This is a genomic window from Flavonifractor sp. An92, assembly GCF_002159175.1.
Classification (GTDB): Bacteria; Bacillota; Clostridia; order Oscillospirales; family Oscillospiraceae; genus Pseudoflavonifractor_A.
The window spans coordinates 23,316-35,892 of the sequence record NZ_NFGZ01000032.1; the positions used below are offsets into that span (position 1 = coordinate 23,316).

General features: G+C 64.8%; 9 protein-coding genes. 1 reads left to right on the top strand and 8 read right to left on the bottom strand.

The genetic code is table 11. The features are described 5' to 3' along the window. The first annotated feature begins 117 nt into the window (after positions 1–117). Positions 118–1,491, top strand: a complete 1,374-nt coding sequence (locus B5G43_RS14965; RefSeq protein ID WP_087262774.1) for an ROK family protein — start codon at positions 118–120, stop codon at positions 1,489–1,491. A gap of 54 nt (positions 1,492–1,545) precedes the next feature. Here B5G43_RS14965 and B5G43_RS14970 read toward each other — a convergent pair whose 3' ends face one another. From B5G43_RS14970 to murB, 8 genes are all read right to left on the bottom strand, one after another. After that, complete coding sequence (locus B5G43_RS14970; RefSeq protein WP_087262776.1) at positions 1,546–2,823, bottom strand: replication-associated recombination protein A; 1,278 nt, start codon at positions 2,821–2,823, stop codon at positions 1,546–1,548. A gap of 12 nt (positions 2,824–2,835) precedes the next feature. Beyond that, positions 2,836–3,213 (bottom strand): DUF2500 domain-containing protein, encoded by a 378-nt coding sequence (locus tag B5G43_RS14975; protein ID WP_087262778.1) that lies wholly within the window; start codon positions 3,211–3,213, stop codon positions 2,836–2,838. Positions 3,214–3,230: 17 nt separating this feature from the next. Beyond that, on the bottom strand, positions 3,231–4,769 hold the full coding sequence (cls, locus tag B5G43_RS14980; RefSeq protein ID WP_087262780.1) for a cardiolipin synthase: 1,539 nt from the start codon (positions 4,767–4,769) through the stop codon (positions 3,231–3,233). A 12-nt stretch (positions 4,770–4,781) separates the two neighbouring features. Then, positions 4,782–8,300 carry a DNA polymerase III subunit alpha gene (locus B5G43_RS14985; RefSeq protein WP_087262781.1) on the bottom strand — a complete coding sequence of 1,173 codons (3,519 nt, stop codon included), beginning with the start codon at positions 8,298–8,300 and terminating at the stop codon, positions 4,782–4,784. A gap of 443 nt (positions 8,301–8,743) precedes the next feature. Beyond that, positions 8,744–9,634 carry a DNA-binding protein WhiA gene (gene whiA, locus B5G43_RS14990; protein WP_087262783.1) on the bottom strand — a complete coding sequence of 297 codons (891 nt, stop codon included), beginning with the start codon at positions 9,632–9,634 and terminating at the stop codon, positions 8,744–8,746. A gap of 16 nt (positions 9,635–9,650) precedes the next feature. Then, positions 9,651–10,661: a gluconeogenesis factor YvcK family protein gene (locus B5G43_RS14995; protein ID WP_242960622.1), complete on the bottom strand. Its 1,011-nt coding sequence runs from the start codon at positions 10,659–10,661 to the stop codon at positions 9,651–9,653. Between the two features lie 13 nt (positions 10,662–10,674). Continuing rightward, positions 10,675–11,535 (bottom strand): RNase adapter RapZ, encoded by an 861-nt coding sequence (rapZ, locus tag B5G43_RS15000; protein ID WP_087262785.1) that lies wholly within the window; start codon positions 11,533–11,535, stop codon positions 10,675–10,677. Positions 11,536–11,562: 27 nt separating this feature from the next. Continuing rightward, positions 11,563–12,477 carry a UDP-N-acetylmuramate dehydrogenase gene (murB, locus tag B5G43_RS15005; RefSeq protein ID WP_087262787.1) on the bottom strand — a complete coding sequence of 305 codons (915 nt, stop codon included), beginning with the start codon at positions 12,475–12,477 and terminating at the stop codon, positions 11,563–11,565. Positions 12,478–12,577 lie beyond the last annotated feature (100 nt).

Genomic DNA, 12,577 nt, shown 5'->3' on the forward strand with positions numbered 1-12,577 from the left:
CATTTTTCTCCGTTTATGCCTTGACAGAATGAAAAAAGCTGATAACCTTATAGAGGGGCGGCTTGAGGCGGCTTGCCCAAAGACCCCCTTATGATTATAACAAGGAGGAGGATACCCATGAAACACCTTGGTATTGACGTATCCGTCAAGCATCTCCCCGAGCTGGACCCCAACTACATCCCGCTCTTCCCCTTCTATGAGTCCTTCCTGAAGGACGCCAAGAAGCCCCTGGACATCGCGGTGGAGCGCTCCGGCGGCCAGGTCGCGGTGTACAAGACCTTCATCCACGGCACCCCCGACATGGCGGAGGCCGACCTCTACTATGTGGACCGCATCATCAAGACCCTGCTGTGGCTCAAGGGCGGCTTCAAGGTCTACATCGCCGGCGACAAGGCCATCTATGAGGCCATCCACAAGGCCTACTCCAAGGACGGCTCCCGCGCCTTCGACGAGGACTTCATGGCCAACGTCTATGAGCAGCCCTTTGAGGTGGTGTACTGCGACGCCGTGCCCGCCGAGGTCAGCAAGTCCGAGGCCGTGGGCCGCCACATGAACGGCTGCCGCATCGGCTTCGACGCCGGCGGAAGCGACCGGAAGGTCTCCGCGGTCATCGACGGCGAGCCCGTGTTCTCTGAGGAAGTCGTGTGGTTCCCCAAGACCAACTCCGACCCCGACTATCACTTCCAGGGCATCGTGGACGCTTTCAAGTCCGCCGCTGCCCACATGCCCCGGGTGGACGCCATCGGCGTGTCCTCCGCCGGCATCTACATCGACAACCGCACCATGGTGGCCTCCCTGTTCCTGAAGGTGGGCAAGGAGGACTTCGACGCCAAGGTGAAGGACATCTACCTCCGCGCGGCCAAGGAGATCGGCGATGTGCCCATCGTGGTGGCCAATGACGGCGACGTGTCCGCTCTGGCCGGCGCCATGAGCCTGGAGGAGAACAACGTCCTGGGCATCGCCATGGGCACCAGCGAGGCCGTGGGCTTCGTGGATGACAAGGGCAACATCACCGGCTGGCTCAACGAGCTGGCTTTCGTCCCCGTGGACGCCGCCCCCACCGCCATGGTGGACGAGTGGTCCGGCGACATCGGCTGCGGCGTGAAGTACTTCTCCCAGGATTCTGTCATCAAGCTGGCCCCCGCTGCCGGCATCGAGCTGGACGAGTCCCTCTCCCCCGCGGAGAAGCTGAAGGTGGTCCAGGGCCTGATGGAGAAGGACGACGACCGCGCCGCCGCCATCTACCGCTCCATCGGTGTGTATCTGGGCCATGCCCTGCGCCTGTACTACCACTTCTACGGCTTCAAGCACATCCTGCTGCTGGGCCGTGTCATGTCCGGCAAGGGCGGCGACATCGTCCTGGCCGAGGCCAAGAAGGTCCTGGCCGACGAGTATCCCGACATCGCCGCCAAGATCAACCCCACCCTCCCCGACGAGAAGGCTCGCCGGGTGGGCCAGAGCGTGGCTGCCGCCTCTCTGCCCGAGTTTTAATCACCGGTAACGCAAAGACCCGGACCGCCCCATCGGGGCGGCCCGGGTCTCTTTTTATGCGTCGAAATCCTCGCCGTGGATGGCTGCCCAGTAGCGCCGGGCGGCCTGTTCGGTCTTGTTGTCGCCGTAGTGGTAGTACCGCTTCCCCGCCAGGGTGTCGGGCAGGTACTGCTGCTGGACCCAGTGGTGGGGAAAGTCGTGAGGATAGAGATACCCCTGCTCCCGCTCCTGCCCCGCCGAGTCGGCGTGGACGTTCTGGAGTTCCCGGGGGATGTCCCCGGCGAGGCCCGCCTTCACGTCCCGCTGGGCGGCGGCGATGCCCTCGTACACGGAGTTGGACTTGGGGGCGGTGGCCAGCAGCACCACCGCCTGGGCCAGCGGGAGCCGTGCCTCGGGGAGGCCCAATTGCAGGGCGTTGTCCACGCAGGCCTTCACGATGAGGGCGGCCTGGGGGTAGGCCATGCCCACGTCCTCGCTGGCCGAGCAGAGGATGCGCCGGATGGCGGTGATGAGGTCCCCCGCCTCCAGGAGCCGGGCCAGATAGTGGAGCGCCGCGTCCGGGTCGGAGCCGCGCATGGACTTCATGAGGGCCGAGGCGATGTCGAAGTGGCTGTCCCCCTCCCGGTCGTAGCGCATGGCGGACTTCTGGGCCGCCGTCTCGGCGTCGGCCAGGGTGATGAGGAGCTTGTCCCCCTCCCGCTTCGCCCCGGCGGAGAGGAGCTCCAGGGCATTCATGGCCTTGCGGATGTCGCCGCCGCAGGCCGAGGCGATGTGCTCCTTCACCCCGTCCTCCAGTACCAGCTTTCCGCCCAGGCGCTCATTCAGAATGGCCGCCCCCCGCTCGATGGCGGGCAGGGCCTCCTGGGGCGTGATCTGCTTGAACTCAAAGACGGTGGAGCGGGAGAGCACCGCCCCGAACACATAGAAAAAGGGGTTCTCCGTGGTGGAGGCGATGAGGGTGATCTTGCCGTTCTCCATGAACTCCAACAGAGACTGCTGCTGCTTTTTATTAAAATACTGGATCTCGTCCAGGTAGAGCAGCACCCCCTCCGGGGCCATGAGGGTGCCGATGTCGGCGATGATGTCCTTGATGTCGCTGATGGAGGCAGTGGTGGCGTTGAGACGGTGGAGGGGCCGGTTGGTGCGCTTGGCGATGATGTTGGCCACGGTGGTCTTGCCGGTGCCGGAGGGCCCGTAAAAGACCAGATTGGGCACGTCGCCCCCCTCGATGATGCGCCGCAGAAGCCCATCTTTTCCCAAAATGTGGCTCTGCCCCACCACCTCGTCCAGAGTCTGGGGCCGGATCTCGTCGGCCAGAGGTCGGTAACTCATGCTGTCTCCCCCTTACTGCCGGTCAAAGCCCAGGTAGCGGGTGCCCTGGAAGTGGAGCTGGCCCCGATCCCCTTCCACCAGCATGCCGTACTCACGGCCGGAGAGGCGCAGCTCCATGCGGTCGCCGCTCTCCACCTGGAAGGTGGCGTAGTAGCTGGTGGAGGTGCTGGTGTGGCCCGCCATACCGTCGTGCCCGGCGTGGTGATGGTGGCTCACGTTGGTACGCTTGCTGACCACCGTGGCGTCCACCGTCAGGCGGGGCGACTGGTTGTTCGCGTGCCACTGCTTCGCGCCGGAGACGATCGTGATAATGATACCCCCGATGACCACCACAAAGATGACCGTAAAGAAGAGGGGGAACAGGGATTCAAAGAGTCCGAAGGCGTACATGGTTTTCTCCTTTCTCTCTACATGAGGGGGGCGAACACCCGCAGCACCGCCCGCAGCAGCAGCCGGGGCCCCGAGTGGTCCCGCCAGCGGCGCAGGGTGATGCGCTCGCTTTTCTCCAGCGTCTCCAGGAAGTCCCGCTTCACATCCAGGACACAGGGCGCGCCGCACAGCCACACCCCGTCCTCGAAGTGGAGGAACATGCTGCGGTAGTCCATATTCACCGTGCCCACCGTGGCCCAGCAGTCATCCACCACGAAGTTCTTGGCGTGGACGAAGCCGGGGGTGTACTCGTAGATCTGCACCCCCGCCTCCAGGAGGGGGCCGTAGTGGGCCCGGGTCACCTCAAAGATGATCTTCTTGTCGGGGATGTGGGGGGTGATGATGCGCACGTCCACCCCCGACTTGGCGGCGTTGCACAGGGCCGTGTTCACGCTGTCGCTGATGATGAGATATGGCGTGGTGAGATACACGTAGCGCTTGGCCTTGTTGATGAGGTTCAGGTACACCGTCTCCCCCACCGGCTCGTGGTCCATGGGGCTGTCGGTGTAGGGCTGCACAAAGTAGGACGCGCACCGGGGGTCCAGATCCGCCACCGGCTCGGGGCGGTAGGTATCCAGGTCCTCATTCACCCCGCGGACATAGTCCCACATGGTGAGGAACATCACCGTCATGCTCCACACCGCCTCCCCCCGCAGGAGAATGGCGGTATCCTTCCAGTGACCGTATTTGACCTTGTAATTGATATACTCGTCGGCCAGATTCACCCCGCCGGTGAAGCCCACCTGTCCGTCCACGATGAGGAGCTTCCGGTGGTCCCGGTTGTTGAGGCGCAGGGACAGCACCGGGATAAAGGGATTAAAGACACAGCAGCGGATGCCCTTGGCCTCCAGCGTGCGGGCGTAGTCCTTGGGCAGGGTGAAGAGGGAGCCGATGTCGTCGTAAATGAGGCGCACATCCACTCCCTGGGCGACCTTTTCCTCCAAAATCTCCAGGATGGAGTCCCAGAAGAGCCCCTCCTCGATGATAAAGTATTCCAGGAAGATATAGCGCTTGGCCTTCTTCAGCTCCTCCAGCATCCGGGGAAACACGTCGTCTCCCAGCGGGAAATAGGTGGCCTCGGTGTTGCGGTACACCGGCGCGCAGGCGTAGCGCTCCAGATACCGGGCCTGATTCACCGCATCGGAGCCGAAGGAGGTCAGCTCCTCGGCCCGCTCACTGTTCCCCAGCTCGTGGAGCATCCTGCGCTCCATCCCCTGCATCCGCCGCTGCATCCGCTTGGACATGCGGTTGCCGCCAAAGGCCAGATAGAAGAGCCCTCCGAACAGTGGAAAGAGCAAAATGGGGATGAGCCACGCGATCTTGTACCCCGGGTCGCTGCGGGCGTTGACGATCCACAGCACCACCAGCACCGAGATGAAGATGCAAAACCAGTAAAAATAGATGAAATAGTCGGCAAACAGTGCCATCAGGATCACCAGCTCGGCCACCTGGAGGATGATCAGCAGCCCCACGATGGTGAGCCGGTGAAAGAGGATGGATGTCACTTTCTTACCCATGGAAACCTCCGCTCAGCGGTCGGAGCCGCTCTTGACCACCACGTTCTCCTCCCCCAGCTGCTCCCGCAGCTCCTGGAGCAGGATAGGATGGATCTGACAGGGCAGGGGCGCGGACCACTCCCCCGTGTCGGTGAATTTGGCCCGCAGGGGCTCCTCGCCCGGGAACATAATGAGGATCTTTCGGATATAGCCCCAGCGGGGGTCCCGCTGGCTGGGCAGGCGCAGGTAGAGCTTCCCTCTCCCCTTCTTCGCCGCGGGGGCCGGCGCTGCTGCCGGGCGCTCCGGCTGCTCCGCGGGACAGCCCTCCTCAGTCAGCGGCCGGATGCGGTCGCACATGAGCTGGGGCTCCTTCTCGTCCCGCACCGAGATGCGGCCCTCGGCCACCACCGGCGCGTTCTCCACCACATAGGACCCGCACTCCCCCAGTACCCGGGAAAAGACCAGCAGCTCCATAGAGCCGGTGTCGTCCTCCAGCATCACATAGGCCATGAGGCTGTTGTTGCGGGTGGTGCGGGTCTTGGAGGACTCCACCACGCCCGCCACGGTCACCTTCTGGCCGTCGCTGAACTGCCGGGGACCGCCCTCCTGGCTGAAGTCACTCAGAATGGCCCCCAGCGGCACCGCCTGATAGCGCCGGGCCAGGGTGCGGTACTCGTCCATGGGGTGGCCGGTGAGGTAGAGCCCGGTGGTCTCCTTCTCCATGGCCATCCGCTCCCGGCGGGAAAACTCCGGGATGTCCCGCAGCACCAGCTCGGGGGCGGTCTCCAGCTCGTCCCCGCCGCCGCCGAAGAGGTCGAACTGCCCCGCCAGATTCTTGCGCTTGTTCTGGGCGATGGCGTCCACCAGGCTCTCATAGGCGTCCAGCAGCTGGGAACGCCGGGCCCCCATGGAGTCGAAGGCGCCGCAGCGGATCAGGTTCTCCAGCACCCGCTTGTTCAGGTCGTGGTCAAACATCCGCTGGCAGAAGTCGGCAAAGTCCCGGAAGGGGCCCCGCTCCCGCTCGGCCAGCACGTCCCGCACGAAGCCCCAGCCCACGCCCTTCACCGCCGCCAGACCGAAGCGGAGGTTGTCCCCCGCCACGGTGAAGGAGGCGTCCGACTCGTTGATGTCGGGGGGCAGCAGGGCGATGCCGCACTCCTTGCACTCGGCGATGTACTCCGCCACCTTCTCGCTGGAGTCCAGCACCGAGGTGAGGAGGGCCGCCATATACTCCCGGGTGTGGTGACACTTGAACCAGGCCGTCTGATAGGCCACCACCGCGTAGCTCACGGCATGGGCCTTGTTGAAGGCGTAGTTGGCGAACTCATAGATCTCGTCGTACACGTCCTGGCCCACCTGCTCCGGGATGCCCCGGGCGATGCAGCCGGCGATGCCCCGCTCGGCGTCGCCGTAGACAAAGGCCTTCCGTTCCCGTTCGATCTGGTCCTTTTTCTTCTTCGAAATGGCCCGGCGCACCATGTCGGCCTGGCCCAGGGAGTAGCCGCCCAGGTCCTGGAAGATACGGATGACCTGCTCCTGGTAGACGATACAGCCGTAGGTCACCTCCAGGATGGGCTTCAGGCTGGGATGCTTGTAGGTGATCTTCTCCGGGTTCTGCTTGCAGGCGATGAACCGGGGGATGGATTCCATGGGGCCGGGACGGTAGAGGGCGATGATAGCGGTGATGTCCTCGATGTTCTGGGGTTTCAGGCCCACACACACGCCGGTCATGCCGGTGGACTCCATCTGAAAGACGCCGGAGGTCTTGCCCTCGGAGAGCATCTGAAAGACCTCCGGGTCGTCCATGGGGATGCGCTCCAGGGCGAAGTCCGGCTCCTTTTTCCGCACCAGCTGCACCGCGTCGTCCAGCACCGTCAGGTTCCGAAGGCCCAGGAAGTCCATTTTCAGGAGGCCCAGCTCCTCCAGGGTGGTCATGGTGTACTGGGTCACCACCGACTCGTCGTTCTTGGCCAGCGGCACGTACTCGTGGACCGGCCGCCGGGTGATGACCACGCCCGCGGCGTGGGTGGAGGCGTGGCGGGGCATGCCCTCGATGGCCTTGGCCGTGTCGATGAGGGTGTGGACCTGGGCGTCGTTGTCGTAGAGCTCTTTGAGTGGTTTCGACAGCTTCAGCGCGTCGTCCAGGGTGATGTGCAGGTTGCCCGGGCCGCCGGGAACCTGCTTGGCCACCGTGTCCACCTGGGCGTAGGGAATATCCAGCGCCCGACCCACGTCCCGGATGGCACCCCGGGCTGCCATGGTGCCGAAGGTGACGATCTGGGCCACGTGGTCCTCGCCGTACTTCCGCTGGACGTACTCAATGACCTCCTGTCGGCGACGAATGCAGAAATCCACGTCAATATCCGGCATGGTCACGCGCTCCGGGTTCAGGAAGCGCTCGAAGTACAGGTCATACTGCATGGGGTCGATCTCGGTGATGCGCAGACAGTAGGCCACCATGCTCCCCGCTCCCGAGCCGCGGCCCGGGCCCACGGGGATGCCGTGGCTCTTGGCGTAGCCGATGAAGTCGGAGACGATGAGGAAGTACTCCACGAAGCCCATCTGCCGGATGACCCCCATCTCGTACTCCAGGCGCTGGCGGTAGCCCTCCGGCGCGTCGGGGTAACGGCGCTGAAACCCGTCGTCGCAGAGCTTCTGGAAATAGGCGTCCCCGTCGGCCCAGCCTTCGGGCAGTTTGAATTCGGGCAGGTGGTATTTGCCGAACTCAAACTCCACCTGACAGCGGTCGGCGATGCGCTGGGTATTCTCCACCGCCTCGGGGAACTCCGGGAAGAGGGACGCCATCTCCTCCTCCGACTTGATATAAAATTCCTTGGTCTCAAACCGCATCCGGGAGGGGTCGTCCACCGTCTTGCCCATCTGGATGGCCATGAGGGTGTCCTGCATGGCGGCGTCCTCCCGGGTGAGATAGTGTGCGTCGTTGGTGACCACCAGAGGGATGCCGGTCTCCCGGTGAAGGCGCAGGATGCCCTCTGCCGCCTCCCGCTGGGCAGGGATGCCGTGGTCCTGGAGCTCCAGGAAGTAATTTCCCTTGCCGAAGATCTCCTCCATCTCCAGGGCGTGGGCCTTGGCCCCCTCGTAGTTGCTGCCCAGAATGAGCCGGGGCACCGCACCGGCCAGACACGCCGACAGGGCGATGAGGCCCTCGTGGTGCGCCCGCAGCAGGTCCATATCCACCCGGGGCTTGATATAGAAGCCCTCCAGGAAGGCCTGGGAGACCATATAGCTCAGGTTCCGGTAGCCCACCTCGTTCTCGCACAGGAGGACCAGGTGCCGGGCGGCGGAGTCATACTCGTGGACCTTGTCGAAGCGGGTACGGGGGGCCACATAGACCTCGCAGCCCACGATGGGCTTTACGCCCGCCGCCTTGCAGGCTTTATAAAAGTCCACCACGCCGTACATCACGCCGTGGTCGGTGATGGCCACCGCGCTCTGACCCAGATCCTTTACCCGCTGCACCAGCTTGGGGATGCGGCAGGCCCCGTCCAGGAGGCTGTATTCGGTGTGGACATGTAAGTGGGCAAAGGACATTTGGGTCCCTCCTTCTGGTGTAAAAACGTTTGTACCGTTATCGGGGCAACCCCGGGGTGATTGCCCTCGCCGGGCGGGCGTCCTGCCCGGACGGGGCACCGCTTTCTTTGCAAAAGAAAGCGGTGGGAAAGAAAGCGCGAAGGGGGGATACCCCCCTCCGCCCTCCCCCAAGGCGCATCCCGGCTTATCTTCCACTGCCGAGGGATTTCCTTACCCCGGTGGAGTAAAAACCAGGCCTGGTGCCTATCAAGAAAGCGTTGTACCCTGGCAATCGGGGCGGTCCCTTAAAAGGCCGTCCGCTGGAGGGGAGTGGAGAGGGGAACGAGAAGTTCCCCTCTCCTTCTTTTCTTTCCCCGGTTTCTTTTCCAGAAAAGAAATCGGGTCCCCGCTGGATAAGCGGCCCGCGCGGCGAGCGCATCCCCTCCGAGCGCTCGGAAAAAATCCTACTTCGCCAGCTCCATCAGCTTCCTCAGCCGGTGGTTGAGGCACGACTTGGTGACCGGCGGGTCGCTGGCCTCGGCCAGCTGGGAGAGGGTCAGCTCCGGATGCTCCACCCGCAGCTGGGCCGTGGCCTTCAGCTTGTCCGGGAGATCGTCCAGGACGCCCCGCTCCTCCAGGAGGCGGATGGCGGCGATCTGCTCCTGGGCGGCGTCCACCACCTTGTCCAGATTGGCCGCGTCGCAGTTCATGCGCCGGTACACGCCCACCAGCACCGCCTTCTCCGCCCGCACCGAGCGGACCCGCTCGGCCGCGTCGGGCGCACCGATACAGTCCAAAAAGCGGCCGATGGCCTGGCTCTGCTTGAAATAGGTGAGATAGTTGGACTTCCGGGTGGTCTCTTTGGGGTCGAAGCCCTCCTCCACCAAAAGCGCGGAGAGCTCCCGGCTCACATTGTAGTGGGAGGTGGCCAGCTCCAGGTGGTAACGCTTGGTCGGGTCGGTCACCGCGCCGCCCGCCAGGAAGGCCCCCCGGAAGAAGGCCGAGCGGCAGCCCTCCTCCTCCAGCACGGCGAAGTTGATGTGGTGGGCCAGCGTCTCCCCCGGGTCATACCCGAAGCTCTCCCCCACCGCCGCCAGCTTCGCGGCGCTGGTGAGCTGAAAGACCTGTTTGGACGCCCCCGGCTCCGGCAGGACATCAAACGCCACGCCGAAGGCGCGGTCAAAGAGCTCCGGCAGGCGGCGGGCAAAGTCCGGCGACTCGGTGACGATCCGCGCTCCCCCGGCTGTGTACCGGTTGCAGAAGAGCAGCACACCGTAGGCCTCCGCCTGGGCGCGGCTGCGCTGGAGCAGCGGCTCACGACACAGCTCCTCCTTGACCTCCGACGCAAAGGACATGGGAGTCCCTCCTTCGTTAAAAGATGCGGGTATCGGCCCGCTGACGGTAAATATCCATCACCGCCGCGGCCAGACGCCGGACCGAGTGACGGGCGTAATTGGAGGTCTCGGAGGACACCGGGCGGGTGATGAGCTCCACGCCCAGAGCCTCGATGGCCTCTTTGTCCACCACGATGGGGGCGGCGTCCTCCTCCCGGTAGCGCTCCAGCAGTCCGGCGCGCACCTGGGCGGAGTTGCACAGGCACAGGTCCACCAGGCCGGGACCCGAGTGCTTCAGCAGAGCCGCCACGTGCTCAGAGGCGGTCATGCCCTCGGTCTCGCCGTCCTGGGTCATGATGTTGCAGATGTACATTTTGATGGCCTTGGAGCGGCACACCGCGTCGGCGATGCCCTCCACCAGCAGATTGGGGATGACGCTGGTGTAGAGGCTCCCCGGCCCCAGCAGGATGAGTTCGGCGTCCGCGATGGCGTCCAGCGCCGCCGGAAGAGCGGGCGGCCGCTCGGGCAGCAGGCGCACGCTCTGGATGCGGCAGTCCTGCTCCTTCTTGAAGCGGAAGATCTTGGACTCACCCACCACCGATGTGCCGTTTTCAAAGGTGGCCTCCAGCTGCACGTCCTCGTTGGTCACCGGCAGGATGCGGCCGGTGATGGCCAGGACCTCGCTCATCCGGGCTACCGCCTGGTCAAAGGAGGGGTAAATGCCGTTCAGCGCCGCCAGGATCAGGTTTCCGAAGGACTGGCCGGTAAGGCGGCCGGAGCCCTCGGGGAAACGGTAGCTCAGGAGCTGCTCCATCACCGGCTCGGCGTTGGCCAGGGCCTCCATACAGTGGCGGATATCCCCCGGAGGGGGCATGCCCAGGTCCTCCCGCAGGACGCCCGAGCCGCCGCCGTCGTCGGCCACGGTGACGATGGCAGTCAGGTTCCGGGTGTGCAGCTTCAGCCCCCGCAGCATGGTGGAAAGGCCGGTGCCCCCGCCGATGGCCACGATGCGGGGCCCATTGTCGGCGGCTCTCATGGACTGTCTCATGTCGCCCCTCCTCTCAGGACCGGGTCATGTCCCGGTGGTTCTCACTGGCCGGATAGCCCTTCTGCCGGACAAAATCCGCCACGGCCCGGGTGAGGGCCACGCTGCGGTGCTGGCCGCCGGTGCAGCCGATGGCGATCACCAGCACCGTCTTGCCCTCGGCCAGATACAGGGGCAGCAGAAAGCTGAGAAGGGACTCCAGATGGCTCATGAAGTCCAGGGTCTGCTGGTAGCGGAAGAGGAAGGAGCGCACCGGCTCGTCCAGCCCCGTCTGGTGCCGCAGCTCGGCCAGATAGAAGGGATTAGGCAGAAAGCGCACATCAAAGACCAGGTCGGCCTCGATGGGGATGCCGTACTTGAAGCCGAAGGAGATGACGTTCACCGTCATGGCCCGCTCCTCCTTGCCGTCCCCGAAGATGCGCAGCAGCTCCCCCCGCAGCTTGGCGGTGGAGAGGGCGGTGGTGTCGATGATGTACTCCGCCCGCTGGCGCACCGGAGCCAGGGTGGCCTTCTCCTGCTGCACCGCCTCGGCCAGGGAGCGGCCGTGGCGGGAGAGGGGGTGGATGCGCCGGGTCTCCTTGTAGCGCTTGATGATGGTCTCGGTGGAGGCCTCCACAAAGAGGATCTTGTAGGCGCAGCCCATCTTCTCCAGGTCGCTGAGGGCGGCAAACAGGTCGTCAAAGGTCTGGCCTCCCCGGATGTCGTTGACCAGGGCCACCCGGTCGTATTTCCCCTGTCCGGCCAGGCACAGCTCCGCGAAACGGGGCATCAGCGCCGCAGGCATGTTGTCCACGACATAAAACCCCATGTCCTCCATGAAGGAAGCCACCTTACTCTTGCCCGCGCCGGACAAGCCCGAAATGATGATGAAATCCACCGTGTATCGCTCCTTTCTCTCCCCGGGTCACAGACCCAGGGTGCGCACTTCCAGCTCCAGGGCCACGCCTTTCTCCCGGAGCACCGTCTCCTTGATGCGCTCGGTGAGGGCCAGCACGTCGGCACAGGTGGCCTTGCCCCGGTTGATGACAAAGCCCGCGTGCTTCTCCGACACCTGTGCGTCCCCCACCTGCAGGCCCTTCAGGCCGCACTCCTCGATGAGGGCGGCGGCAAAGTAGCCCTGGGGCCGCTTGAAGGTGCTCCCCGCGCTGGGCCACTCCAGAGGCTGCTTCTCCTTGCGGCGGCGGGCCAGGTCCTCGATCTTCGCCCGGCTCTCCGCCCCGTCCCCCTGGGGAAGCTCGAACTCTGCCTCCAGGATAAGCCGCTCGGGGTGCTCGGTGAAGTCGCTGTGCCGGTAGGTGAGGTGACACTCCTCCGCGGGCAGAGTCACCACGTTGCCCTCCCCGTCCAGGAAGGTCACCGCCGTGAGGACCTGCACCATCTCCCCGCCGTAGGCCCCGGCGTTCATGGTCACCGCACCGCCCAGACTCCCGGGGATACCGTGGGCGAACTCCAGGCCGGCGAGCCCCCGGTCCACCGCCGCCACGGCCAGCCGGGACAGGGGGATGCCGCTCTCGGCCCGCAGGCGGCGGTTCACCTCCCGCACCTGGTCCATGCCGCTGGTTTTGAGGACAAAGCCCTCATAGCCCCGGTCGGCCACCAGAAGGTTGCTGCCGTTGCCCAGGTAAAAAGGCCGGATGCCCAGCTCCATGGCGGCCTGAACCGCCGCCACGGCCTCGCTCCGGCTCCGGGGCAGGGCCATCAGCCGGGCGAGTCCGCCGATGCGGAACGACGTGTGGCGGCTCATAAGCTCCTGCTCCCGCAGCTCCAGCTCGGGGCAGCGCTCCCGCAGCGCCCCGGCCAGGGTTGTATATCGATCCATAAAAGGTTCCTCCGAACTGTCAATTGCACGGCGGCATGCCCGCCGTATCAAGAGTAGTATAACAGATTTTCCGTGGAAATAGAATAGCGCGCCGCAATGC

Bases quoted from the DNA above. Each gene is read 5' to 3' on its own strand.
- murB (WP_087262787.1), bottom strand. From the start codon at position 12,477: ATGGATCGATATACAACCCTGGCCGGGGCGCTGCGGGAGCGCTGCCCC.
- B5G43_RS14985 (WP_087262781.1), bottom strand. From the start codon at position 8,300: ATGTCCTTTGCCCACTTACATGTCCACACCGAATACAGCCTCCTGGAC.
- B5G43_RS14975 (WP_087262778.1), bottom strand. From the start codon at position 3,213: ATGTACGCCTTCGGACTCTTTGAATCCCTGTTCCCCCTCTTCTTTACG.
- B5G43_RS14970 (WP_087262776.1), bottom strand. From the start codon at position 2,823: ATGAGTTACCGACCTCTGGCCGACGAGATCCGGCCCCAGACTCTGGAC.
- whiA (WP_087262783.1), bottom strand. From the start codon at position 9,634: ATGTCCTTTGCGTCGGAGGTCAAGGAGGAGCTGTGTCGTGAGCCGCTG.
- cls (WP_087262780.1), bottom strand. From the start codon at position 4,769: ATGGGTAAGAAAGTGACATCCATCCTCTTTCACCGGCTCACCATCGTG.
- B5G43_RS14995 (WP_242960622.1), bottom strand. From the start codon at position 10,661: ATGAGACAGTCCATGAGAGCCGCCGACAATGGGCCCCGCATCGTGGCC.
- B5G43_RS14965 (WP_087262774.1), top strand. From the start codon at position 118: ATGAAACACCTTGGTATTGACGTATCCGTCAAGCATCTCCCCGAGCTG.